Origin of the sequence: Paenibacillus urinalis (assembly GCF_028747985.1) — a bacterium.
In the GTDB taxonomy this organism is placed as follows: domain Bacteria; phylum Bacillota; class Bacilli; order Paenibacillales; family Paenibacillaceae; genus Paenibacillus; species Paenibacillus urinalis.
Map to the genome: position 1 here is coordinate 3,212,826 of NZ_CP118108.1, position 25,940 is coordinate 3,238,765.

Annotated in this window: 26 protein-coding genes; 6 read left to right on the top strand and 20 right to left on the bottom strand. The window is 45.7% G+C overall.

What is annotated here, in order from left to right; genetic code table 11:
* Positions 1–11: 11 nt before the first annotated feature.
* From iolC to PUW25_RS14955, 7 genes are all read right to left on the bottom strand, one after another.
* Entirely contained in the window at positions 12–995 is a 984-nt protein-coding gene (gene iolC / locus PUW25_RS14925; RefSeq protein ID WP_047910720.1) for a 5-dehydro-2-deoxygluconokinase, read from the bottom strand.
* 332 nt (positions 996–1,327) lie between these two features.
* Entirely contained in the window at positions 1,328–2,338 is a 1,011-nt protein-coding gene (locus PUW25_RS14930) for a LacI family DNA-binding transcriptional regulator (protein ID WP_047910440.1), read from the bottom strand.
* 188 nt (positions 2,339–2,526) lie between these two features.
* The gene (locus PUW25_RS14935; protein WP_047910441.1) at positions 2,527–4,086 is read right to left on the bottom strand and encodes an ABC transporter substrate-binding protein; all 1,560 of its coding nucleotides are present in this window, start codon (positions 4,084–4,086) and stop codon (positions 2,527–2,529) included.
* A 40-nt stretch (positions 4,087–4,126) separates the two neighbouring features.
* Complete coding sequence (locus tag PUW25_RS14940; RefSeq protein ID WP_047910442.1) at positions 4,127–5,035, bottom strand: carbohydrate ABC transporter permease; 909 nt, start codon at positions 5,033–5,035, stop codon at positions 4,127–4,129.
* Positions 5,036–5,056: 21 nt separating this feature from the next.
* On the bottom strand, positions 5,057–5,995 hold the full coding sequence (locus PUW25_RS14945; RefSeq protein ID WP_047910443.1) for an ABC transporter permease: 939 nt from the start codon (positions 5,993–5,995) through the stop codon (positions 5,057–5,059).
* 186 nt (positions 5,996–6,181) lie between these two features.
* Positions 6,182–7,795 (bottom strand): response regulator transcription factor, encoded by a 1,614-nt coding sequence (locus PUW25_RS14950; RefSeq protein ID WP_274337268.1) that lies wholly within the window; start codon positions 7,793–7,795, stop codon positions 6,182–6,184.
* On the bottom strand, positions 7,770–9,563 hold the full coding sequence (locus tag PUW25_RS14955; RefSeq protein WP_047910444.1) for a sensor histidine kinase: 1,794 nt from the start codon (positions 9,561–9,563) through the stop codon (positions 7,770–7,772). Before PUW25_RS14955 ends, PUW25_RS14950 begins: the two co-directional genes overlap by 26 nt.
* A gap of 278 nt (positions 9,564–9,841) precedes the next feature.
* On the opposite strand from PUW25_RS14955, the gene nirB reads away from it, so the two are divergent.
* From nirB to PUW25_RS14970, 3 genes are read left to right on the top strand one after another with little or no spacing between them, the layout of a single operon-like run.
* Positions 9,842–12,259 carry a nitrite reductase large subunit NirB gene (nirB, locus tag PUW25_RS14960; RefSeq protein WP_274338308.1) on the top strand — a complete coding sequence of 806 codons (2,418 nt, stop codon included), beginning with the start codon at positions 9,842–9,844 and terminating at the stop codon, positions 12,257–12,259.
* Between the two features lie 22 nt (positions 12,260–12,281).
* A complete protein-coding gene (gene nirD / locus PUW25_RS14965; RefSeq protein ID WP_047910446.1) occupies positions 12,282–12,605 on the top strand; it encodes a nitrite reductase small subunit NirD in 324 nt (107 codons plus the stop codon).
* Positions 12,606–12,636: 31 nt separating this feature from the next.
* Positions 12,637–13,470, top strand: a complete 834-nt coding sequence (locus tag PUW25_RS14970) for a formate/nitrite transporter family protein (protein WP_047910447.1) — start codon at positions 12,637–12,639, stop codon at positions 13,468–13,470.
* 93 nt (positions 13,471–13,563) lie between these two features.
* Here the strand turns inward: PUW25_RS14970 and PUW25_RS14975 are convergent, their stop codons facing one another.
* Together PUW25_RS14975 and PUW25_RS14980 are read right to left on the bottom strand one after the other, a co-directional pair.
* Positions 13,564–13,884, bottom strand: coding sequence for a hypothetical protein (locus PUW25_RS14975; protein ID WP_152557650.1), 321 nt, complete (start codon positions 13,882–13,884; stop codon positions 13,564–13,566).
* A gap of 64 nt (positions 13,885–13,948) precedes the next feature.
* The gene (locus tag PUW25_RS14980) at positions 13,949–14,638 is read right to left on the bottom strand and encodes an N-acetylmuramoyl-L-alanine amidase (protein WP_047910448.1); all 690 of its coding nucleotides are present in this window, start codon (positions 14,636–14,638) and stop codon (positions 13,949–13,951) included.
* A gap of 171 nt (positions 14,639–14,809) precedes the next feature.
* On the opposite strand from PUW25_RS14980, the gene psiE reads away from it, so the two are divergent.
* Positions 14,810–15,217 (top strand): phosphate-starvation-inducible protein PsiE, encoded by a 408-nt coding sequence (gene psiE, locus PUW25_RS14985; RefSeq protein WP_274338394.1) that lies wholly within the window; start codon positions 14,810–14,812, stop codon positions 15,215–15,217.
* A gap of 74 nt (positions 15,218–15,291) precedes the next feature.
* Here the strand turns inward: psiE and PUW25_RS14990 are convergent, their stop codons facing one another.
* From PUW25_RS14990 to PUW25_RS15010, 5 genes are all read right to left on the bottom strand, one after another.
* Positions 15,292–15,747 (bottom strand): GNAT family N-acetyltransferase, encoded by a 456-nt coding sequence (locus tag PUW25_RS14990; protein WP_047910450.1) that lies wholly within the window; start codon positions 15,745–15,747, stop codon positions 15,292–15,294.
* 108 nt (positions 15,748–15,855) lie between these two features.
* Positions 15,856–16,872, bottom strand: a complete 1,017-nt coding sequence (locus PUW25_RS14995) for a pectinesterase family protein (RefSeq protein ID WP_202964129.1) — start codon at positions 16,870–16,872, stop codon at positions 15,856–15,858.
* A gap of 314 nt (positions 16,873–17,186) precedes the next feature.
* A complete protein-coding gene (locus PUW25_RS15000; protein ID WP_047910451.1) occupies positions 17,187–17,513 on the bottom strand; it encodes an antibiotic biosynthesis monooxygenase family protein in 327 nt (108 codons plus the stop codon).
* Between the two features lie 100 nt (positions 17,514–17,613).
* Entirely contained in the window at positions 17,614–18,204 is a 591-nt protein-coding gene (locus PUW25_RS15005) for an SLOG family protein (RefSeq protein ID WP_047910452.1), read from the bottom strand.
* 84 nt (positions 18,205–18,288) lie between these two features.
* Positions 18,289–18,636 (bottom strand): hypothetical protein, encoded by a 348-nt coding sequence (locus tag PUW25_RS15010; protein ID WP_047910453.1) that lies wholly within the window; start codon positions 18,634–18,636, stop codon positions 18,289–18,291.
* A 503-nt stretch (positions 18,637–19,139) separates the two neighbouring features.
* Here PUW25_RS15010 and hflX point away from each other — a divergent pair.
* Positions 19,140–20,411, top strand: a complete 1,272-nt coding sequence (hflX, locus tag PUW25_RS15015) for a GTPase HflX (RefSeq protein WP_047910454.1) — start codon at positions 19,140–19,142, stop codon at positions 20,409–20,411.
* Between the two features lie 97 nt (positions 20,412–20,508).
* On the opposite strand, the gene bshB2 is transcribed toward hflX, so the two are convergent.
* Positions 20,509–21,159 carry a bacillithiol biosynthesis deacetylase BshB2 gene (bshB2, locus tag PUW25_RS15020; protein ID WP_047910455.1) on the bottom strand — a complete coding sequence of 217 codons (651 nt, stop codon included), beginning with the start codon at positions 21,157–21,159 and terminating at the stop codon, positions 20,509–20,511.
* A 15-nt stretch (positions 21,160–21,174) separates the two neighbouring features.
* A complete protein-coding gene (locus tag PUW25_RS15025; protein WP_047910456.1) occupies positions 21,175–21,519 on the bottom strand; it encodes a YojF family protein in 345 nt (114 codons plus the stop codon).
* 235 nt (positions 21,520–21,754) lie between these two features.
* On the opposite strand from PUW25_RS15025, the gene PUW25_RS15030 reads away from it, so the two are divergent.
* A complete protein-coding gene (locus PUW25_RS15030) occupies positions 21,755–22,531 on the top strand; it encodes a sporulation protein (RefSeq protein WP_047910457.1) in 777 nt (258 codons plus the stop codon).
* A 102-nt stretch (positions 22,532–22,633) separates the two neighbouring features.
* On the opposite strand, the gene PUW25_RS15035 is transcribed toward PUW25_RS15030, so the two are convergent.
* The 4 genes from PUW25_RS15035 to PUW25_RS15050 form a co-directional block, all read right to left on the bottom strand.
* The gene (locus PUW25_RS15035) at positions 22,634–23,386 is read right to left on the bottom strand and encodes a hypothetical protein (protein ID WP_047910458.1); all 753 of its coding nucleotides are present in this window, start codon (positions 23,384–23,386) and stop codon (positions 22,634–22,636) included.
* Entirely contained in the window at positions 23,383–24,252 is an 870-nt protein-coding gene (locus PUW25_RS15040; protein WP_047910459.1) for an ATP-binding cassette domain-containing protein, read from the bottom strand. The genes PUW25_RS15035 and PUW25_RS15040 overlap by 4 nt, the downstream gene beginning before the upstream one ends.
* The gene (locus PUW25_RS15045; RefSeq protein WP_047910460.1) at positions 24,249–24,629 is read right to left on the bottom strand and encodes a GntR family transcriptional regulator; all 381 of its coding nucleotides are present in this window, start codon (positions 24,627–24,629) and stop codon (positions 24,249–24,251) included. The genes PUW25_RS15040 and PUW25_RS15045 overlap by 4 nt, the downstream gene beginning before the upstream one ends.
* Positions 24,630–24,829: 200 nt before the next feature.
* Positions 24,830–25,930: a DUF1648 domain-containing protein gene (locus PUW25_RS15050; RefSeq protein ID WP_047910461.1), complete on the bottom strand. Its 1,101-nt coding sequence runs from the start codon at positions 25,928–25,930 to the stop codon at positions 24,830–24,832.
* Positions 25,931–25,940: the final 10 nt, after the last annotated feature.

Here is a 25,940-nt window from a genome sequence, read left to right on the forward strand (position 1 = left end):
GCTCTGGATAGCTATGTTTTCTGAACTTCTTCTACAACTTCCTCATTGTTCTGTATAAAATGGTCCAGCTCTTCTGCTGTAGGCATTGCGTCCGAGCAGCTATGGCGAGAGATTACGATGGAAGCAGATGCTGCACCTCGTTTCATCGCTTCTTTGACGCTGTCTCCTTTCATCAGTCCGTATATAAACGCAGAGGCATAGGAGTCACCTGCTCCGAATGTTTTTAATACTTTGGTGTGAAAAATACCGCTTCGATGCGCTCCTCCGTCAGCAGTATATGCGATAGATCCATTTCCTCCGTGCTTGATGACAACAAGCTTTGCACGATGCGAGAACCAATGTGCTGCAGTGGACTGATCATTAGAGCCTGTGTCGCCATACAGGCTTTCCATCATGTCAAACTCTTCGCGTGTGCCAATAATGTAATCGCATTTCTCAGCAGCCAGATTGTAGTACACTGCGGTCTCTGCATTCGATTTCCAGGTATAAGGACGATAATCAAGATCAAAAAATACGGTCGTACCATGCTTTACAGCAAATTCCAGTGCCAAAAACACCGCTTCTCGGGAGGGGCTTTGTGCTAAGGCAGTTCCAGATATAAGCAAGGTCTTCGTATTACGAATGTAATCTTCGGAAATGTTGTCTGTACTTAGTAGAAGGTCAGCTGCATTGTCACGGTACATCAGTATGCTGCAATCTTGGGGGCTTTTTATTTCGGTAAAAGCAAGACCTGTAACCGCGCCTGTCGTATCCTCAATAACCTGGCTGTCGTCGATGCCTTCCTTACGAAGATAGTTTCGAATAAAACGACCCATCGGGTCAGAGGCAATTTTGCCGATAAAGCCGCAGCGTAAGCCCAGTCTTGCCGCGCCTATCGCGATGTTAGCCGGTGATCCGCCAACATACTTCGTAAAGGTTACTGTTTCTTCCATCGGGCGTCCTGTCTCGTTAGCGTTCATGTCAATGCATAGCCGACCTAGGGCCACTAAATCCATTGATCGTTTGGGGTCGAGCTTAAGAAGGGGGGCAGAGTGGCTTTGTGTTATTTCCTGTTGTTCGAAGTGATCCGTGACCGGGCCACCTTCAACATTAATAGGCTTTTCTTTCATTGCTATTCCTCCTTATGGATAGAAAACAACAATCTTAGGGTAAGCGCTTAACCTTTTCTATGGCAGATTATATTCTATATGTAAGCGATTTACAATACAATTTTTAGATTAAGCGCTTTACTATGAATTTGGTTGCTCTGCAAATGTGAATTGGATAGAAGCAGAAATAAGCATTTTGATTAAATGTAGAGTGATATGGACAAAAAAAAGACCCCTGTCTACTCAAGGGCCTTGCTGGTAGAATTACGAATAACAAGTTCGGGGGGTAGTGAAATTTTTCGTTTAGTTGCTTCCGGATCGTCGATAGATTCATTGAGCAGTTGCATTGCCTGCTCAGTCATGTCTCGGAGAGGCTGTGCAATACTGCTTAAAGAGGGATGGCAAATATCTGCAAGCATGGTGTTATCGAACCCGATAACGGACAGGTCCTCGGGAACATTCAAGCCTGCTTCACGCGCCTCCTGTAACACCCCGATCGCCAGCAGGTCGTTGCAAGCAAAAATGGCCGTTGGCCGTTGGCCACCCTCTTCCCCCAGCATTCTATGGGCGACCTTGCGGCCATTCTCGAGTGTAGCCGAGGTCTGTACCATATGGTCTGGATGATCAAGAGAGACCCCGTGTGCCTCCAGTGCATCCAGAAATCCTTGTTCTCTATACCTGCTTCCAGGCAAATTGTCAGAAATAATCCCCAGTCTGCGATGGCCGAGGGCCAGAAGGTATTCTGTTGCTATATATCCGCCTTTATAGTCGTCCACTGTAATGCTGTTACAATCAAGCAGCCGTACGTCAGCAGAGAAAAGAACGGTAGGCACCTTATTCTCAAGCAGCCGATGAATCAGCTCGGGATTGCCCACATGTGAAGCAATGATAAGCCCATCAACACGTTTTCGCTGCAGGAGAGAGATATAGCGGGCCGCTTTTTCATCGTCACGATCCGTACTGCAAATAATAAGGTCACTGCCTGCCTGCTGCGCATAATCCTCAAAGAAACGGGCAGCCTCTGCAAAGAATGGATTCGCAATATCTGGAATCATAAGTCCAATGGTTCCCGTCCGCTGACTGGTCAGTGCTGAGGCGACCATGCTGGGCTGATAATTTAATTGTTCCATGATAAGGTGAACTTTCTTCCGTGTCTTATCACTGATGCGGCCATTGTTATTCAGCACCTTTGATACAGTAGCAATGGAAACGCCGGCCTCCCTTGCTACGTCATATATGGTTGGTTTCATACTTTCCGCTCACTTTTAAGTTTTGTCGTCTAAATTCAAGAGTTGTTAAGACGCTAATCTGCATGTCTGATATTATAGGAAATTTATATCGTATTGGCAAAACTTTGATTATTATGACTCCTTGCTTCAGAGAAATTAAAAACCAGCACCCGATTGGGGTGCTGGTCGCTTAGATACGATCCTAATCCTTATTTCTTCGCCAAAAATGCATCCAGCTGCTTCTGCTTCTCCGCTATGATCTTATCAATTCCCGCTGCCTTCAGCTTATCTGCATACTTGGGAATCATTTCATTCGGATCTACGGCACCGGAGGTCAGTGCAGGCTTGAATTGCTTGTTAACATTGTTGACAGCAGCAATCTCATTCTTGACCGGCTGGCTGTTGAATGTGAATCCAAGTGCAGGCGATTTTACACCTCTGGCATTAAAGTCTTTAAACTTATCCCATTTCTCCGGGTCCTCATTATCCCACAAATAGTTCAGGAATTGATTACCAAGCTGCCACTGAGCACCCGGGTTATAAGTCCGGTTATTCGGATCGGTTCCTTCAGGAAGACTGATGATGCTGTCACTGCCTTCTTTTTTCACATAATGTGTGCCTTCAATTCCAAAGTTAAGCAAATTATTGACAACCGGATCGGAGTGCAGCAGGTTAATGACCTGCATTGCTTTCTCCGGATTCTCGGAAGTGCGGGAGATGGCAAGCATGGCTCCGGAGGTATCCCCGGTTGTAATGGTCGGCTGCGTCATCTCGATCTGAGTCAGCGGGAATCCGACATAGCTCTCTTCTTCCTTGTCCTTGCCCGGCTTCATCCCGTCCGTCCACATGAACACTTTACCTGCCTTGGCCTGATCTTTCGGGAAGACGGTCGAGGTTGCTGCATCACTATTAATATAGCCGGCCTCATACCATTTGCGAGCTAGCGCTGCCGCTTCCTTGAATTCGGGTGTCTCCACTTCATTCAGCACCGTTGTTTCGGAACCAATCTTACGAATGACACCTGGTACGGAGGCATCGCCGAGATAGTCCCAATCCAGGTTATCAAGCAGACCATTCCCAGTCGAGTTAGACATATAGAACGGAGTCACGCCTGGTTCATTCTCTTTGATGGTCTTGAGCAGCGGCTCCAGATCTGCCCAGGTCTTCACATTGGTTATATCCAATTTGTATTTCTCCAGCAGATCCTTTCTGACGAGGACACCACGGGTAGCCGCCAGCTCCTTGTTACTCGGTACGCCATAATTCTTTCCATCGACCTGGGAGCCTTCCAGGAAGGCAGGATCCAAATTCTTGACAATATCCTGTCCATGAGATTCCAGCAGATCATTCAGCGGCAGGAACGCGCTCTTCGCCACGTTGACTGTGTAATTCTGCCAGGCTGCCGTAAAGATAATATCCGATTTCTCCCCCGACGAGATCATGAGGTTCAGCTTGTTATCCCATTGGCCCCAATCGATGGCATTAATCTTCAGCGTTGCGCCAATCTTCGGTTCCATATACTTATTGATCTCCGCTTCTACAAGTGCAACATCCTTCTGCGGAGTTCCCGGATAGAACAGGGAGACTTCATAAGGCTTCTCCGTTTTACCACCCGAATCTGTACCTCCGCTCGTTCCTGTATTACTGCTTGCAGGCTCCGCTTCTCCTCCTCCGCAAGCACTCAGTACCATGACAAAGGTTAGAATTGCAGCGAGGAATAATGGCTTCCTCCTTGCACGTGTCCCCCGAGCCTTTCTCTGTTGATTCATCTGCATAGACCTCCCAATAATGATTTATGAACACATAAAATCAGCCTTTTACAGCTCCTACAGTCAGACCCTTGATGAAATAACGCTGGAAGAACGGATATGCGAGCACAATCGGTCCAATCCCCACGACCGCCATGGCCATCTGCAGCGTTTTGTTCGGCAGATCCAGCATTCCGCCTTGTGAAGAGATCTGTGAAGCAACGTTAGAGTTGCTCGTTAAATACTGGATATCCAGCAAGGTACGGTACATCAAATATTGCAGACTGATCGTTTTGTTATCCGAAATAAAGATCATGCTCAAATACCAGTCATTCCAATAATTCAGCGTACTGAACAGCGCTACCGTTGCAAGTACGGGCAGAGATAACGGCAGTACAATTCTGATAAATGTCCGCAGCTCTCCGGCTCCATCCACTCTCGCGGACTCGAGGATCGAGACAGGTATGGAATTGGCGAAGAAGGTCCGCATGACGAGTACAAAAAATGGTGACATGAGCATCGGCATGATCAGGACCCATAGGGTGTTCTTCAGATCAAGCAGATTGACATAGACGAGATACCAAGGAACAAGTCCGCCGTTAAACAGCATAGTAAAGAAGATGAAGAAGGCGAAAAATCCTTTGTACGGTAAGTCCCGTCTGGACAGCGGATACGCATAAAAAGCGGTCAACGCCACACTGATGACGGTCCCAACTACGGTTACGAAGATAGATACGCCGTAAGAGCGAACGATCTGCTCCATATCCTTGAACAAGAAATCGTAAGCGCTTATACTAAACTGCTCGGGAATGAACTTGTATCCGTTTGCGATGACTGTTGTCTCATCTGAGAGGGAAATAGACAGCACAAGCACAAGCGGCAGAATACATATAGCGGCATAGAAGATAAAAAAGGCATGAATGACAACCTTCGATTTGCCCGATACTTGCAGCGGTTTACTGGAACTCATATCAGGAACTCTCCTCCTTGACTAGAATAGTGCGTTATCTTTATCGATCCTGCGGACGATGGAATTGGACACCAATACAAGCACAAATCCAACCACAGCCTGATACAAACCTGCAGCTGACGACATGCCGATGTCTCCACCAATGAGGAACGTACGGTACACATACGTATCAAGCACGTTAGTGACCGGGAACAGCGCACCGGATTCAAGCGGTACCTGATAGAACAGCCCGAAATCTGCATAGAAAATACGTCCGATTTGAAGCAGTGTCATAACAATCATTAATGGATATAGGAACGGTACAGTGATATACCACACCTGGCTCCATTTCCCCGCTCCATCCAGCACGGCAGCCTCATAATACTCTTCGTCAATGCCAATGACCGCTGCCAGATAAATAACCACATAATAACCAATGTTCTTCCAGGTATTCACGAAAGGCAGAATGTACGGCCAATATTCCGTCTCCGTATACCAATCAATCGGCTCCTTACCGAACAGCGGCAGGAAGCTTGTGTTCATAAATCCTGAATCTTTGCCCAAGAAGGCAAGCACCAGATAACTTACGACGATCATGGACAGGAAGTAAGGAAGCAGCATCACGGATTGATAGAACTTCGATGAGAATCTCCCCTTCACTTCACTTAGCAAAATCGCTAGGCCTGCACCGAGCACCAGATTGAGCAGAATGAACACGACGTTGTAGGCCAGTGTATTGCGTGTAATCTCCCAAGCATCAGAGGTACCGAACAAATACTTGAAATTGTCCAGCCCCGCCCACGGACTCCCCATAATTCCATCCGCGTAGTTCACATTCTTGAATGCAATGACAACCCCAAACATCGGCAAATAATTGTTGATCAGCAAAAATACGACACCCGGCAAAAACATAAGGTACAGCACCTTGTATTTCTTAAGGTTGTACAGTACGGTCCTTTTTTTCTTTACTGTGTTCGGCATAGCTTTACCTTCGACTCCCCCTTCTCATATGCTTCACAGCCCCTCCTACTGCAGCGGTAGCTTTATTATAAGAAGGTACAGGGCATGCCGAATATCAGGTCTCGTAACCCCGGGTATGTGTTTTCATGACATCCGTCATTTATACAAAAAGAACGACCGTTCTTAAACGACCGTCCTTCATGCTTATTACCCTTCTGTATTCTGACTGTGCTGTCTTCGATACTGCTGAGGAGTCACTCCTGTGTGCTTCTTAAACATTTTCGTGAAATGCTGATAATTGTAATACCCGACTTTACTTGCAATATCGGTCACTGTCGACAGAGTTGCACAGAGCAGCTCCTTCGCTTTTGCAATTCTCGCCTGCGCAATATATTCCGATATGGACAGCCCTTTTTCTTTTTTGAACAATCGTGATAAATAAGCCGGATGCAGCTCTGCAAACTCAGCGAGCTCCTCTCTGCCCAGGTCCTGCTCAAGCCTTCCATCAATATACAGACAGACCTTCTCAATCGCAGAATACGTATCCTCCCCTTCGGGGTGAAGAAGAGCCGATGCGCGTGTAATTAACTGATGCGCCCAATCTCTGAGCGTTTGGATCGAACGAGTTACTTCTCTCTCTTCAGGCTCATCTCCCGAGTATAAGCTGTGCAGAGCAATACCGTTCTTGTGCAGAAGCGGGATGATGGTATGAAGAAGCGCATGATAAAATGACTCCAGCAGCTCAGCGGTGAGCGAGCTCTGATGCTGCATCCAATCTATGAGCTCATCTGCCTTTTGCAGCACTTCCTTGATTTTTCCAGTTGCGAGCAGTACGGCAATATCCTCGATCCAAGGCAGAGGCACCAGCTCCTTCACGCCTGCTTGTCCTGCGCGGTCTGAGCGAAGATAATAAACATCTTCACTCCCTGCGATATGGTGCCGATGCTCCTGCATCAGCATCTTATAAGCATCGGGAAGCTTCCATATACTTGTATAATTTCCGATACAACATGAGATCCGGGCCGAGAGATATGTACTGCATCTGGCTATATAATCTTTACAGTGATCCAGTATTTGATGGGCAGCGAGCGGCTCCTGTAGCAGGACAAGGACATATCCTCTCTGATCTAAAATGACATGTCCCGCTGCACCGCTGAGCACAATTTCCTCCGCCGCATTGCTTAGTCCGAACTCAAGGATATCCAGGTCTTTGGACGGGAATGTCCTGAGCCACTCCTCAACTTTAAATAGAACCGGCAGGATGCTCATGCCGCCCTCGACATCTGCGTGATAGATCAGCTTCAGCTCATGAAACTGAGATTCTGTGAGATGAGATCGGCCCGAATATAGATCCTTCCAGAATTTAGTGATTCGCTTCGTGCTCCAGAATCGATCTTCATTTAAATAGTTCAGATACTGTTCTTTTAGCCGGGCAAATTCATCGTCATGACTTTTTTTCTCTAATGCACGCTTCACGGTATGGATCAGATCAGTGGATTGAATCGGCTTCAGCAGATAATCGAAGCTGTGCATCTGGATTGCCTTTTGTGCATAAGAGAACTCGGCATGTCCCGTCAGAAAGATGGTCTCCAGCTGCGGCACATGCTCACGGACCCAGCTTTGCAGTGATAACCCATCCTCCTCCGGCATTTCAATGTCACAGATCATGATATCGATCTTCTCTTGTGTGAGAACTTCTCTTGCTTCGTCAGCTGACATCGCCGTGTATAACCTGTCAAATCCGATATCACTCCAATCCACGGCATGCTTCATGGCTTCCAGCGCGTAATATTCATCATCCACGATGAGCAAGCTGTACATCCTTATTCTCCTCCCTCACCTTGCTGCTCTCTATATAGTTAATCGTCAGGTACACAAGGGCTCCGCCATCAGGGCTGTTCTCAAACTGGATCTGAGGCTCTATCCCCTTTACCTTCTTAAGCCGGTGCTTGACATTCCATATCCCAATGCTTCGTCCTGTTGCTTCTTCGGGATGCAATTCCCCCTGCTGAAGCCTAACTAATACGTCCTCGGCGAAGCCCGTGCCGTTATCCTGAATTCGTATTCTTAGCTGCTGTTCATTAGGGACAAAATCGAGCGTAATGTCCAAACGCAGTATACTTCTCCCTTTGCGGAAGCCATGCACAATGGAATTCTCTACGAAAGGCTGTATGGTGAGCGGTGGAATCAGCATTTCTTCGATATCCGGGTCTACGGTCAGCTCATATTGCAGACGTTCAGGAAAACGCAGCTTTTGAATTTCGAGATAATTTTTAATATGCAGAAGTTCATCCTTGATCGTAATCAGACTTCGATCCGCCTGCATACTGAAGCGAAAATACCCGGCAAGATGCTCCGCCATCTTCTGAACGAGCTCATTCTTGTGAAGTGCGGCAAGACTATGAATAATGTGAAGTGAATTAAGATAAAAATGCGGATTGATCTGCATTTGGAGCTGCTTGAGCTCGGCCTCCTGTACACGAAGCTGCTCCTCATACATGCCTATCTTCAGCTGCTGAACTTCTGCAGTCATTTGATTAAACGTATCTGTAACAAAAGTAAACTCAGGAGATGAGGATGGGCCAAGCTTTACACTCAGATCGCCCCTGCTGACCTTTCTCATTCCGGTTATCAGTGTATTCATCGGTTTAAACAAAACCTGTCTCAAGAAGAACAATACAGAGACAAGTAATAGAGCAGCCACGACTGGGATAAACCGGATAATCTGCTGAAATACAGGCAAGTTCCGTACAATACTCGCCTCGGGCAGCATAACGACATAATGAATGGCTCCGTCATGTGCGGGAACATCAATTAGCAAATATCGTCCTTCGCGTTCAGAATCACCTACGATGTCGTAGAGCGAATCCTCTTCTGAATTCTCTAATTGAAATGCGGACGCAAGCTTCACTACATGGTCAGGTACCACTGTGCCGGAGAGCGCCTCCCCTTCTCCTGACAAAATAACCGCCCCTCCGCCTTCGCCCCAATCCGCACGGTGTACACGCTCATTCAAGCTGTTGATCGGCACCCAGGCCCCAGCGATGAATTGCTCGTTAATCCGCACCGTTTTTACGAGATGATAGGTTCCCTTAGTCTGAACAATTTCCCATTTATGTGTCGGGACTTCTGCGCTCATCGAAGCAGCTGCAGGCATCATGGTTGAGAGCGCGTTGATCTTCTCGTCATACCCCCGCTGCGTAGCTAGCAGCGTATCCTTGTGAACGGTATCATACAGAAATAAGCCGTCCAAGAGATCATAGAATCCGAGATCTGTTCTGAATTTATTTACGATCCGCTGCTTGGCAATCGTGTAGTCACCACTGCCATAGGGCAGAAAAAACAACGAAATGATATCTGGGTCCTGTTCCCCCAGGCTATATAAGTAGCGATTCGTTTCCTTAAGGATCCGCTCGTTCTCCTCGACATTTTTGAGGACATAATTGCGATTGGTCAGGGATACCTGGTCGCGAACCACACTCATCGCATACACATTGTTAAAGTATAGAAACAGCACGAGCGGAGCCATAATTAAACAAAAGCCGGTGATGAATTTAAAACGCAAGGATGATCTTGTACGGAGTTTCATCTGCTGCACTCTCCACTTCCTACCATGCTTGAAAACGTTATCAAAAATGACATCTTCTGTAATTCGCTGGAACAATGACGAATCCTTTTTTCTTTTCCGTCTTAATTTGAGGATTTTTATTGCATGGCTTCATTTGTCAATCATCCTGAACACATGGTCATAAAGGTTACATAACAAGTAATAGAATTACAATTTATGTGAAATCAATCACAATATAATCTTTCCTCTTTTATTATGATAAAGACATAAATAACGGATTACGCTAGGGGGCAAGCATGATGGATACAGCGAAGGAAAAATTGGTCATCATCGGCAATGGCATGGCTGGGATCAGCACGGTTGAACAGATCCTCAAGCTGACGACACGATTTGATATTACGGTCTTTGGCAGTGAGCCTTATCCGAACTATAATCGGATTATGTTGTCTTACGTTCTGGAAGGCAGTAAAACGGTGGAAGATATTATTCTGAACGATCTGAATTGGTACAGCAATCAAGGTATTCGTCTCTTTACAAGAACCAAAGTGGAACGTATCGACGCGAATACACGTGAAGTGATTGCAGCAAATGGTATCAAGGTGCCCTATGACAAGGTTATTATTGCTACAGGCTCAAGCTCCTTTATCCTTCCGGTTCCAGGCAGCGACAAACAAGGTGTTGTTGGTTTCCGGGACATTGCTGACTGTAATGAAATGCTAGAAGCGTCTAAACAATATAGCAAAGCGGCTGTAATTGGCGGCGGATTGCTCGGTCTTGAAGCTGCAAAAGGCTTAGTCCAGCTCGGAATGGACGTAACTGTAGTTCACTTAATGGACACCCTCATGGAGCGTCAGCTGGATCGAGATGCTTCACAGATGCTCTTAGCAGAGCTTGAGCGGCAAGGAATTAAGTTCAAGCTGGGGGCACAAACCAAAGAGCTGTTCGGCGACAGCAGAGTCCAAGGATTGCGATTTGCTGACGATACGGAGCTGGAAGCCGATTTTGTCGTTATGGCGGTTGGCATCAAGCCAAATATCGGTGTTGCACAGGATAGCGGAATAGATGTAAACCGTGGTATCGTGGTGGATGATTATATGCGCACTTCTATGGATCATGTCTATGCGGTCGGAGAGTGTGCAGAGCATCGCGGCACTTGTTATGGTCTTGTCGCTCCCCTGTTTGAGCAAGGTATGGTGCTTGCCAAGCACATTAGTGGAGCGGATACAGCTCCTTATGAAGGCTCTGTCGTATCCACTAAGCTAAAAATATCCGGAGTCGATGTGTTCTCAACCGGAGAATTTATCGAAGGACAAGAACACACGGTCATCTCCCAGAAGGACGATTGGAAACGTACGTATAAGAAAATATTGCTTAAAGACAATGTTATGGTCGGAGCCGTCTTGTTCGGCGATATCGACAGCTCTGCCGAGCTGCAGAAGCTGATCAAGCAGCACGCTGTCATGACAGATGAACTGTACAGCTCCCTCATGGGAACCGGCTGCGGCGGTCATAAGAAAGTAAGCACTGTGGAGACCATGTCTGATGATGAAATCGTGTGCGGATGTAACGGGGTTACCAAAGGTACCATTGTCAATGCCATCACCGTCGAAGGCAAGACCACTCTCGATGAAATTAAGGCATGCACCGGTGCAACACGCTCCTGCGGAGGATGCAAGCCTGTCGTAGAACAGATTCTACAATATGTGCTTGGAGACGGCTTTGCGGCAAATGCCAAACAAGGAATTTGTGGCTGCACCGATCTCAGCCGAGATGAGATTGTCGCGGAGATCCGCGATAAAGGTCTTAGCACCACCAAAGAAGTAATGAATGTGCTTGGCTGGCAGCAGCCGGAAGGCTGCTCCAAATGCCGCCCTGCCATTAATTATTATCTAGGCATGGTTCATCCGGAAACGCACAAGGATGAGAAAGAATCGCGTTTTGTTAACGAGCGCTTGAACGCCAACATTCAAAAAGACGGCACATACACGGTTGTACCTCGGATGTATGGCGGTATGACGACACCTGAGGATCTCAAGAAGATCGCCGATGTTTCTGTGAAATACAATGTGAAGCTTGTCAAAGTAACGGGGGGCCAGCGCCTGGATTTGGTCGGTGTCAAGAAGGAAGACCTGCCTAAAGTATGGGAAGAGCTTGATATGCCATCAGGTTATGCATATGCCAAATCATTAAGAACCGTTAAGACCTGTGTCGGTTCCCAGTTCTGCCGATTCGGAACACAGGATTCCATGAGTATGGGCTCCCTTCTAGAGCATAAGTTTGAACGGCTCGATTTTCCTGCCAAATTCAAGATGGCCGTTAACGGTTGTCCACGGAACTGCGCTGAAGCCTGCACGAAGGATATCGGGATTGTCGGTAATGACGGCGGCTGGGAGATCTTTATCGGCGGAAACGGCGGAATCAAGGCTCGTCTTGCAGATTCCATCGGTAAAGTGAAGACAGACGAAGAGCTTATTGAAGTATGCAGTGCTGTAATACAGTATTACCGTGAAACCGGCAAGTACCTCGAAAGAACGTCCGAGTGGGTAGAACGGATGGGTCTCGAACAGATCAAAGCCGTTATAATGGATAATGAAGAAGAACGTAAAGCCCTGCAAGAAAGAGTCGAGCTTGCCCTTCGTTATGTAGAGGATCCATGGAAGAAGGTTCTGGGAGATACTGAAGTACAGCAGCAATTGTATGGCGTGAAAGTGAACTGATCTTGAAAGGAGAATACTCCGCATGAACACTGAGGCTACAACATTTTACACCGCAGGACAAATCTCTGATTTCCCTGCACAATTAGGCCGGGTTGTTACGATTAAAGATAAAGAGATTGCCGTCTTCCACCTCTCAAACGGAGATGTCTGTGCCGTAGAGAATCATAATCCTCATCCCAAGGGCGGTCCTCTTGCAGAAGGCATCGTATCAGGACATTATGTATATGATCCGTTGTATGATTGGAAAATTGACCTGTACACAGGTCAAGTGCAGGAGCCCGATACGGGAGAGGTTCAGGTCTTCCCTGTCAAAACCGAAGATCATACGGTCTGGATCGCAGTCTAGCACACCTATTGGAGTGGAGGGAGCACTATCCATGTTTAAACCTACTGTAGAAGCCATCATCGAAGCAGCCGTAAGCAAGAGAGATCATATGAATGAACAGCTGCCCCGATATTTCATATCCACCCTGCTTGCAGGAGCCTATGTTGGTCTAGCCATTATCTTAATATTTACCCTGGGAGGCCCACTAGCGGCAGCCGGATCTCCCTTCCAGGGCTTGGTCATGGGCGCATCCTTCGGGCTGGCTCTCACCCTGGTCATTTTCGCAGGATCTGAGCTGTTTACAGGTAACCATATGTTTTTTACCATGAGCACATTGGCTGGAAGAACGACGTATAAGGATACGTTCAAAAATTGGGGAATCGTATTTGTCGGCAATTTAATCGGCGCATTGCTGCTATGTCTTCTGATTCTCGGTACCGGATTATTCAAGGCAGCTCCTGCCGAGCACCTTATATTTACAGCTGCAGCGAATAAAATGACCGCTCCGTTAACCGAACTATTCTTTCGAGGAATACTATGTAACTGGCTCGTCTGTCTCGCAATCTGGATGAGCTTCCGGGCCAAAGACGATATTTCAAAGCTTGTCCTCATTTGGTGGTGCCTGTTCGCATTCATCGCCAGCGGTTATGAACACAGTGTCGCCAATATGACCTTGTTATCACTCGCCTCTCTGCTCCCGAATGCACCCGAAGTGATCACACTTGGAGGCTGGCTCCACAATATGATTCCGGTTACCCTTGGTAACATGGTTGGAGGAATCTTGTTTATGGGCATGGCTTACTGGTTTATCTCGCCGGTAAGATCCAAGAACGTATCCAAGGCTGCTACGGAACATGCAGATCAAGTTCATAAGCATGTATCATAGATTCATCGTAAATGTAATTATTAAAAAATGGCTCTGTGGATAATCCACAGAGCCATTCCTATTTTGTACTAATAAATTATTCTATAACTACGACTAATCCAAATGCCGCTCATACATAAACCATGAACAGAAACGAATTAGGGGAACCAGTAGAAGGATGGCACCCACATACCCATTAATAAAAATAAATGAAATGATGGAGAGTAGAATTGATACAGCAGTCATCCAATTGGCTGCGGTCCCATTGATCGGCTCATCACTAATAACGAAGGATTGACATCCCTTGAGAGCGCTGGCATAACAAGCATTATGGTAAGCCAACAATGACATGAATGATAAGCTGACAACCAAATCGTGCCTGGATTCAATCTCAGCATGACAGTGTACACAGTATATGGTTCTAGTATGTCCCACAGTAGTGCCTCCCTATCAGGTACAATCCCAGTCATTATACCACAATATGGTAAGGCACTCATCTCTACTTCACTCGCAGAACTTGCCCTACATAAATAGTATAGTTCGCATCGAGATCATTCCACGTCTTCATATCCGCAATGGTACTTCCATATCTGCGGCTTAGCGCATAGACCGTATCTCCGCTCACAACCGTATGATAGATAACATTCGTTTTCTTGACCAGGCTGAAATTTTTGACGAGCCCATTTACATGCCCGCGAGCTACAGCATCTAGATGCGCATTGGACGCCAGCAGCGCGGCATCCGCCGCAGTATCGATGAATCCATTTTCAGTTAGGATCGCAGGCATATTGGATTCTCTAAGCACATGAAAATTAGCCGATTTTCGTCCCCGATCTGTCATTGAGATCATTTTCATGACCTCTGTGTGAATATTCGTCTGATAGGTTGTCGTCGGTGCTGTCGTACCAGGATAGATATAATCCTCGTAGCCAGTGCCCCCGCCAGCATTGATATGAATAGAGAGGAAGTAATCTGCCCCCCAAGCGTTTGCAGCATCCGTTCTTTGCGTCAATGTGACGGTCTCATCACCTGTACGGCTCATCAATACAGATACATTCTGATATTCAGCCAGCAGGATCGAACGAACCTTATTTGCAATGGTAAGTGTCAGCGCTTTTTCTTGAAGCCCATTTCCTACAGCTCCGCTATCTGTTCCTCCATGACCTGGATCAATAAATATTTTGACCATATTGATCACCTCCGCTATCATTCTATGAATTTGTGCTCACATATGCTTGGACACTTCGAATCTGTTCCGAGTAAAATACTTCTGCAATGCGATGGAGCCGCATAAGCTAGTTATTGATTCATAGGAAGATAAACAAGCTGTATGTTTTGTCTGAGGTTAGGAGTGACTCATGTGAAAGAAATAAAAAAAGAATCCTACATCGCCAAGTACTTGCAGCAGCTGCTCAATGTCATGCTGTTATTGCTGGCTGTCATTCTCTCCATGTTTCTCGTTCGTAAAACGATGCTCATCCTCGATACCTTGCTGATTCAAAGCGAGCCCACTTCATATTATTATCTGGCGGAAGGTATATTGGTTTACTTTCTGTACTTTGAGTTTCTATCTCTTATTGTAAAATACTTTACGCATAATTATCACTTTCCACTTCGCTACTTCATCTATGTCGGAATCACCGCTATCATTCGGCTTATTATTATCAACCACGAAGATCCTATCGATACATTTACGTATTGTCTAGCCATTCTCGTTCTCGTTATAACGCTCTTTATTGTCAACTCAAGAAATATGGATGGCACCTGATGCAGCACTGCTCATAATGAAAAGAACGGCAGCGATCAAGAGTCACTGCCGTTCTTTATGTAAGAGATATTCTGTTATAACACTTTCGTCATGAAGACACTATAAGGATCTTCTATGTAATCCGCAAACGGAGGGCAATACTCGAATCCGCATTTCTCATACATGATCCTTGCGGGGATGAAATCGTCCGTTGATCCTGTTTCCAGCGAAAGTCTCCGGTATCCACGATTTTGGGCTTCTGTCATGATGTGATTCAGCATCAGCCTGGCCACCCCTTTTCGCAGATGCCCGTCAGCGGTTCGCATGGACTTCACTTCACCATGTTCAGCATCGAGCTCCTTAAGAGCGCCGCACCCCAGCAGTTCACCATTCTCCCAGACACTCCAGAACGTGACCTCCTGCTGCTTCAAGCCGTTAAGATCCAGCGCATGTACGCTCTCAGGAGGAGAATAATCGAGCATACTTGCTATATGATGTCTTATCAAATCTTGAATCTCCCTACCGCTTAAATCGTCAATTCTAATCTCCATCCGTATCCGTCACTCTCCTGTTTTCACTGCCATATTCTCGTGATCTGAATTCATCTTAACAGGATATGAGGATGTACAAAAGCAGAATTTTTCTGCCGCCTCAGTTGTTTAACTCTTCTTCAGAGCCGGATTCCAACCGTCATTCCCCTGTAGAACCTCAGCTGGTGAATAGGTATGAAGCTGCTCTGGTTTAAGTTCATTAGCCCATTCGACTCTATCACCCTCTGTGCCGGGACCATGACTGCCATACTCCGCATAGCCTACCGTCTGCTCTCGCTCCAGCTTCCCCCAATTGTGCCAGCCTGCCGGGTGAATATGCTGCCCGAGATCACAGTTTATAAATGTCGTTTTGGCATATTCACGCCAGGGTCTGCCTAGGTACACTGACTTTGGCTCTGCATTACCTGTTAAGGTGCAGTTCCAGAATACATATCCGAAATTCACGTCTCTCGCCGTCGATGCTGCAGTTATATATCCAGGAGCTGTACCCTCCATGATTCCATCTCCATTTACATTTCTGCGCTTGGAGCAGACCTCGCATTCAACAAAGACCGCCGTCGCCGAACCAAAAATAAAATCAACATCTCCCTCGATATAACAGGACTCATAATATTGACGAACAGGGCGTCTCGGGAAAATGTCACGCGGACCTCCAAAGCTGCCTCGATCGATCGGCTGTTCCGGAAGCGGCCCCGTAAACAGAGTGTCCTGATGTCCAAGCATTCGACAATGGTAAAAAGAAACCCGATCACCATCCACATAGGCCGCGATGGCTTGTCCGATCGCCTCTCCACTTCCTGCACTGTTCTCTATAGTCAGATGGCTGACCGTTACATCATCACTGGAAATTAAGAGTGTATATGTATGAAACGTGTGGTACGGACTGCCGTCCGGGAATAACTTGCGTGCATAATCTCCGTATGTAATGATGGTGTCTTCCGCACCCTCGCCTACAAGATTAATACCCGGATGACTTAAATGAATCTTCTCATGATAAATGCCTGCTCTTATATAGATGGTGCAGCACTCAGAGCTCCCGGCTCTAAGATGGGGAAGATGATCAATCGCTTCCTGAATTGAAGTAAAGTCAGCCGTGCCATCTTGAGATACCGTTATTTCAATCACTTGATTAGCCCTCCTTTAGCAAAAAGAACCCGATCAATCCTTAGACTGAATGAGTTCTCCAACTGACTTTTAATTCATTATGCATTGAAAAATTCAACGACGTTTGCGCGAACGAAACAGGTATACTGCAATACCTAGTATAATTGCGATTGGAATAAGAATTACCAATAGAGTTATTATGATGTTCTCCCATAAAATCGTCAATAGATCACCCCACCTATAAATATCATATGTGGTTGATTTTAACATATTAATAGAAAGGGAGACACAATATAGTAAGAATCAATTTACATATCGTGAATGCCGGTAAAATATTATTCAGCAACCGTCGCTTTCACGTCGTACATAGATACTTTCGTCTCCAGCAGATAATCCGGCTTCTCTTGATTCCGGCTGTTCCGATGTCCTGCAATATGAGCAGGGCTCTTCTCCCAAGCCTTCCAGGCATCCTCCGACTCCCAGCGGATCATGACGACAACCTCTTCTACCTCTTCGTCCTTCTTGCGGTTCTTCTTCACCATCACCGTACGGTCAATAAATCCAGGAATTTCTGTCATTGGACCGCCAGGCTGGCCAAAACGCTCAACGACAGCATCGCTGAAGCCTTCTTTAACGGTAATTGCTCTTATTTGAATCAACATGTGAACACCCTCCATATGATAGACAAGTATAAAAATATAGTAAACGATAATGATTATCAGTGTCAATAAAAGGGTGTTCTACGCTTGCTAAATTATATATTCACATCCAATCATTATCCTCGCCCTGCCCATCCTCTGTCAGTATGGAAGCGCTCATCTCGTCTGCTATATTTTGAATATCCTCCGAGTAGATCAGGGTCATGCCGTAGCCGTCCGCTTGATGCTTTTTAAGCGCTTTTTCTTTAATATAACGCGGACTGCCGGGACCATTATCTTCATCATAAACCAGTAGAATATGATCCGTCTTCCGAAAGAGAAGCTCGTCTCTCGCCGCAAACTGCCAAGGACCCGCATAGGGCTGCTTGCTGACAATACCATAATAATCAACATTTCTTAATATATCTTCGTAATACTCCTTCTTGTCATCAGACCATTTCTCTTCCGGATTCATAAATGCAGATATAATGGACAGCTTTAGCTGCGGGTATTCTTTCTTTAGTTCAATGACAACCTCGCATGCCCACAGATCTACACCATACTGACCCGGGGTGATAATCCACTCGGCGCCTTCCTCAATAAGCGTAATCAGCTTGGATCGGATCGCTTGCTTAATATAAGGAATACCCGGGTGCTTCTGATTGAAGATGCCGAGCTCATTGGCCCGGTATCCAGTAACTAACACGTTTTTCATAGCCTGTCTTTGTCATACCGCCCTTCACTGTCATGTGCTTCTATATATCGTAACATACATGAATCGATTTCATAATCACTCCAGCTATTTTTTGTTCACGATCAGCAGCTCTGTTCTTCGTGTCTCATACGTGTGTGAAATGCCTTCCTCGGAGAGGACTCCGAGTTTAATCAGACTTGCTATTTTCCCAGTATCCGCCTTCGACAGAAGCTTCCACACCTCTGGATCTGGCAATGCTTTATATAGCAGTTCGTCATCGTATTCCTTCCTGTTCTGGACAACGATCCTGGCTTCATATTCTCCATGCTCCATGCGGACCGCATTCTCTGCTGTAAGATGATCAATCATCTCCAGGCGCAGGCTCGACAGCTCATCATCTATATCTTTCTTCAGCTTCTTCAGCTCAAAATAACGCTCCATTTGATCTATCATCTCATCATCACGCTCCTCTTTATAGATGTATATGCAATAAGCCCAGGTTCAACGACAGATCAACAGCTTAACTGGTAGAAAACAGTTATAGTCAACGCATGCCCATTGAATTATGTATACAGCTATGCTAAGATAGCGTTAACTTTAGGAACGGAGGGATACCGCTATGATTAATTGGATTCGAGTTAGATTTTCTTTTGCCCTTAACTAAATAGGCAAAGACTCTGCTCTTATGTGTAAGGCAGAGAACTCGGATTCGATCTATCCATACGCTGGTATTTCACAGAAGATAGACGAAGAGGACAGGAGTGAGATCCCTGGCCTTTTTTCTTATACAAATAAACGGGTGTGCCCTTTACCATGCCGATTGCGCGCTGTGATTCTAGGACACTACCTGGCTGTATTCCCGTTGTAACTCCGAGTTCTCTTGAACCTGTACACAGGCAGAAGGTTTAGCCTGTGTTTTTTTATATTTCAGGTGTAATCATAAGGAGGACGATGGTATGACACAACCATTTAAAGATAAAGCAGTAATTATAGGACTACAAATGAACGGCCAAGAGGATTTCGAGCACTCCATGGAGGAGCTTGGTAATCTGGCTAACGCTTGCGACATCGAGGTCGCAGCCGTGCTTACACAGAAGGCTGAGCGAATTCACCCGGCTCACTATATAGGCAGCGGCAAGATTGAGGAGCTCTCTGATCTGCTGAAGATGCTGGAGACCACCATTGTGATCTTTAATGATGAGCTCTCTCCTTCTCAGGTTCGCAATCTGGAGAAGAGACTGGATGCGGCTGTGCTGGACCGGACAACACTAATCCTGAATATCTTTGCCGAGCGTGCGAGATCTAGAGAATCCCAGCTCCAGGTAGAGCTGGCTAGGCTTCAATATGTACTCCCAAGATTGTCCGGAATCAGCTCTTCCTCAGGCAGACAGCGCGGCGGGGTCGGCACGAAGAACAGAGGTTCAGGAGAAACCAAGCTGGAGCTAAGCCAAAGACGGATCGAAGAGAAGATTACAGAGCTGAACCGTGAACTGGAGCTGCTCGTTTCCCAGCGCCAAACGCAGCGCCGTCGCCGCCAAAAGACAGAAATGCCGGTCGTGAGCCTGGTCGGCTATACGAATACAGGCAAATCCAGTCTCATGAATGCCATGCTTGATAAATACGATGCTGCAAGTGACAAGGCTGTACTGGCTAAGGATATGCTCTTTGCCACCTTGCAGACTTCGGTAAGACAAATCTCACTTCCAGATCGTAAGAGATTTCTTCTCACCGACACAGTTGGATTTGTTAGCAAGCTGCCGCATCATCTTGTAAAGGCTTTTCGTTCTACACTTGAAGAGGTGCTTGAATCCGATCTGCTCCTGCATGTTGTAGACGCGAGTAATTCCGATGCCGAGCAGCTCATTGAAGTGACCAATCAAACATTGAAGGATCTCGGTGCCGATAAAATCCCGGTCGTCTATGTCTATAACAAAATCGACCTCAGCAGCGAATTGATGAAGGAAATACAGGTTCGTAGGCCAGCTGTCTTTGTATCGGCCAAAACAGGTCAAGGACTCGACCAGCTGGAAGATGCCATTAAGGAGCAGCTGTTTGGGCATTATGAGCGAGTGGCGCTAAACATTCCATATGACCAAGGACATCTGCTCTCCTATTTCCATGAGCATGCGAATGTCGAAACGGTTCTTTATGAAGAGGATGGTACGAAGCTGACCATTGAGGCTTCACCTGTTGAAGTGAAGAAATGGAGCCATCTGCAAGCAGAATAAAAAAGTTTAAAAAATAGCCAATCCCTTGTTATAATTAAGGGATTGGCTATTTTCCTTATTATCCGTATAAGCGTGAGTATTCGTTATATCCTCAGCACTATTTTAAAGGGTACGTCCAAAAGTATTCCGTCATCAGCCGATCTGCAAATTGCTTGTCCTTGAGAAGCGACTCACCTGATAAGATACGGAACTGTGAGCTGTGTGCTGCGATGGACTGTACCTTATTCAGCTTAAATTTCTGAATGTCATAGAATACATCCGGTTCACCGATAGCTTCCTTGTGACCGTTGGAGAACGCCAGGCATTGCACAACAGGTCTCCGATCCCGATCCATTGCTTCAACTACTCTGACAACCGCTGCACCCGTTGCATCATGATCCGGATGAACACTATAGCCTGGATAAAATGTAAATACAATCGAAGGATTTAATTCTTCAATCAGTGCAGAAATCGCTCCATCCAGCAGATCACGGTCTTCGAACTCAATCGTTTTGTCATGGAAGCCGAGCATCCGTAAATCTTGAATTCCGATGGCTCTACAGGATTGCTTCAGCTCTTCCTTGCGAATCTCCGGCAGCGTGACACGGTTGGCTATTGGAGGATTTCCCATATTCCGCGCCATTTCCCCGAGTGTGAGACAAGCATATGTAACCTGTGCTCCTTCGCTTGCAAATTTCGCCAGTGTTCCCGACATTCCAAAAGATTCGTCATCCGGATGCGGAAGTACAACTAATATATTTTGTGTCATAAGAACCCCACTTCCTTAAAACAACGTTCTACTGAGCAGCAAAGATACGATCAATCGGCCTTCTTTGTCATGACCTGCCAGCAGTATGCGTCCTTCTTCATTTTCTTCCCAATGCGTCAAACCTTCTGTATAAACCCAGCCTTCCTTCGTCTTCAAGCCAACTCTATAGTAGGTATCGCCGACAATGGTTCCCTTACTGTATCTCACCGGAACGTTCTTGATAAAATTCGCGGCTGGATGCTTCGAGCTATCATTATGGGCTGCATAAGCACCCATCGTCATTTCCATATGAAGATACAGATCTTCGTTCGCGTACCGGTCAAGCTGCTCCTGCACCATGGCTATATTTATTAGCTGCATAACAATTCCTCCGTTACTCCTGCATTCCGTGAGCATTTACAGATCACAGATATGACTTCTCCTAGCCTGCACGATACTCCATATTCGTTAACAGGCTCTTATAGCAGTATAGCTTAAAAAAAAGGGAAAATAAAATGATTGATACGAAATTTATTCCATCTTAACGAAACTACTCTTACTTATGCTGCGTATATGGAAGAGTAATGCATGAATTTATAAGGAGGCTGCTTATTCTATGTCGTTTTTTAATAAAATGCTGGCCAAGGTCGGAATTGGGGCTGCAGAAATTGACACGCTGTTGGAAAAAACATCTTATGTACCGGGTGAAACGGTCAAAGGTGTTGTTCGCATAAAAGGCGGCAGCGTTGAACAAGAAATAGAGAAAATTTATATTCAGCTGATGACCCGCTACATTCGTGAACAGGATGACCGGAAAGTAGACTATAACTATACACTTGCCAAATTCAACGTATCTAAGAACCTTCGGATTGAGAGTAACGAGCAGCTGGAAATTCCATTCTCCTTCCCACTTCCGCTCGAAACACCGGTAACATATAATCGTCAGCCGGTATGGCTGAGTACAGGTCTTGATATTGAGATGGCGATTGATCCAAAAGACCATGATTCGATTCAAGTTGAACCGCATCATTATATGTCAGCTATTTTTGAAGCGGTAGAACACCTCGGCTTCCGATACAAAACTTCATCCTGTGAGCATGCTTCCAGACTTGGCCGCGGCGTTCCTTTTGTACAAGAGTTTGAATATTACCCGAGCAGCTCCTTCTCTGGACGCGTTAAAGAGCTCGAGCTCATGATGAATCTGGATCAAGACGGTGTTCATGTGCTCGTAGAGGTTGACCGCAGGGCACGTGGGCTTGGAGGATTTTTTGAACAGGCTTTCGATTTGGATGAGCGTCATGTCAAGCTATACTTTGACCGGGCGGATATTGCTCAAGGCACAGAGCATATTGCTCGTCAGATTGAACGTGTTATTCACGATCAATCCAGATAATTTATACAAAGAACGCTGGTTTATTCTCACTTCGAGTGAGAATAACCAGCGTTCTTTTTTTTCATTTATGATGGTTGAAGTGTTCTTGTTACACACGACAAGTTACTTAATTTTGATTACGATGTTTCGGGATATCAATCGGTGGAGGAGGATAAACACAGCAGCAAGGACCAATGAAGTAAGCATCGCCGTTGTCGTCGTCAGCTCTATAGGGTAGATAGGAATCCAGTCAGACAGCAGCTCCTCTGCATCACCGCCGCCCCACACCATATCAAGGAGGATGAGACCAGCGAGTCCTACGGGAATCGATAGCATCCCGCCGAAGAAGCCAAAGCGATAAAAGCTCATAGAAACCATCCATCCTGCTAAATAATAAACTAGAAACTGCAATGTAAATATTATAAACGGCATCAAGCTAAACATCTCATATCCAATAACAACGGATTCTTGACGGGGTATTCCAGCCCATCCCAATATCAAGTACTGAACTCCTGAAAGGATCCACATGAGGATCGGGAGAAGGATGGATAGAAGAATGACAGCTATTGTAGAACCTACAAAATAATCCTTCCTAGTTACCCCTTGATGAATATAGTGCTTCAGGAAAGCATAAGAGGATATAATCCCGATTACGAGCATGTAGGTCTTAGATGCAGTAAGTCCAAAATTCATAAAATACATGGAGGCTGGGGATTCCGCATCAGATACGTTCAGCTTGATGAAATCGGGAAGGAGAAGCATCATAAACTGAACCACAAATAAGAATGAGACATACCACAGAGTCCAAACCATCTGGACATAAAACAAATCGAATGCGATCTTCTTGCTGTTCTCAAAAGGTTTCATTTCCATCATGATTCTTCCTCCTCCGTTAATAGAATGAATAGATCCTGCAGCGGGACATTCCCTAACTCCAGCCCCAATTGCTGAGCGGTCAGGCGCTGCTCCTGTGATAACTCCCCATAGATGACTGCTGATTTCGTACCGCCTAACTGCTGTACATTCAGCACTTTCATCCCCTTCGTAAATGCATCGACGGTGGAAGCTGCTCCTGTGACAGTAGCTCTTCGAGACAAGAGCTCATCTGAAGTCTCTTTGAGTACAAGCTGTCCTTTGTTGATGATAATGACTTCTTCGAACAAATAGTCCATTTCAGATACCAGATGTGTAGACATGATAATCGTCCGAGGATGTTTCGCATGATCTTCCAACAACTCTTTATAGAACAGCTCTCTAGTCGGTGCATCCATTCCTAGATAAGCTTCATCAAATAAAGTAACGGGAGCTCGGGCCGCAAGTCCAATCGTTACGTTAACTGCGGACTGCATCCCCTTGGACAGACTGCTCATCCCCTTATCGAGTGGAAGCTTGAAGCGTTTCGCTAAATACAACGCATAATCCATATCGAAGTATGGCCTGTAGCGTTCAGCCGATTCCAGCATCACTTTTACTTTTTCCGTCTCAGCGGAGTAATCCATCTCGTACACAAAAGCCACATGACGCATAATTTTGGCATTCTCATACGGGTTCTCTCCATGAATTCGAAGAGTGCCTTGTGTCTGGCGTCTAAACGATGCGAGTATCGTTAATAAGGTCGTCTTACCCGCACCGTTTCTCCCCAGCAGCCCATATATTTTGCCACTGTCCAAACTTAGGGATAAATTATCGAGCGCTACATGCTTCCCATATTTCAGACCGAGCTGATTCATCTCAATGATCATGAATTCGTCCCCCTTGCTCTTCGTTGTTCAATTAACTTAATGAGCTCCTGATCTGTCATCCCGAGCTTCTCTGCTTCCTGCAGCATCGGCAGGATGTATTGATCCGCAAAGGCACCCTTACGCCCTTCAAGCAGCTTCTCTCTTGCCCCTTCCGCGACAAACATGCCTACACCTCTCTTTTTATAAATAATCTCTTCATCGACCATAAGATTGATCCCTTTCGAAACCGTAAGATGGTTAATCTTATAGAACTGCACGAGTTGATTGGTTGATGGAATTTGTTCGTGTTCTTTAATCTCACCGTTCACGATCTGGTCTTCGATCTTTTCCTTGATTTGCTGAAAAATAGGTTTGTTATCCGTTAGTCCTTTGCTCAATATACTCTCACCACCTGTTCACCATGCGTCGTTCGATATATGGTTATATAGTTATGTATATAACCATATCACATATTTATGACAAGTCAAGCTGAAATGACACTTGATCTGCCTAAATACAAAAAAAGACTGAAAAAGAGTACTCGCCTCTTTATCCAGTCTTTTTATCATCTAATATTTGTGAGAGATCGATTCAATCATCAGCTAATCAGAAAGGTCACCGCCAGGATCGTCCCAATAATGCTGACGAATAAGAACCAAGCCATCGGCCTTGCATGATTAATCGTCCAGCCATAACCCATTCTTTTTTCCACAAAGATAGCAGGGTCCTTCGGGTCAAAATAAAACATCCCCAGCTTCCAGCTCTCATCGTTCCCATAGGGCTCAAGAGAGGAAGGCTCTGCTTGAAGCTTCACTCGACTTCCGCCCTGGCCCGTTGTGAAGTACAGAATCGCTACACCGACAAGTACTAGGCATACAACCGCAATAACGACCGCCATCATGACACCTGCATCCACAGGATATAACATGGTAAACTGCATGAAATTGAACAGCAACACCAGCAGCAAGGAAGTAATAACATTAAAAACAGAGTTTCTCATCCGAAAGATTCGGTTCTTACTTAATGAAATCTCAGGGTTATCTGTATCAACCTGTTGTTTGCTGCGATAGATCATAGAGTTTATGAAGATAAACAAGAGGGTCATCATCAACTGCATTATGACAGGCATATAGACTGTTCCCAGGCTCTTATCCCGAATTGTCGTCGGATTACCCTGCAGATCATACTGAAACGGAATTTGATCCGGGAAGCGATCGTAGTTTATGGCAGTGAATATAGCGGTACCGATAATAATGAGGACATGAATGAAGTACCACTTGTTAGATATAACCAGCTTCTTTTTGCGAAATGTAGTGTCTATGCTCATCTTGGACGGCTTAATTGAGGCAGGAAGCTGCTCAGCCTTATATCTCTTCATTTTATTGTGAAAGTAGAACAAGGTGATGAAGTGAATAATGACTACGCCAAAAATATAGATCATCATCCATGTTGCCTGCTTAGCCGAATCCTGAACAAGGCTCGTTCCCCACAGACATATAGCGAGAAGGGCTACCTGCAAAATGATGATGACAGCTGCAAAATTTCTTCTCATTCTCTTCAAAGGTTCGCTGTAGAACACCTCTTCACTCACCGTTATTCCAAAGCTTTCTGTCCGCCGGGTAAAGTAAGGCGTGAAAGCAATAAGCAGAGTGATAGGTAAAAACATAACTCCAAGCATTACAAAATGAATCCATTGCATGCTCATCTCT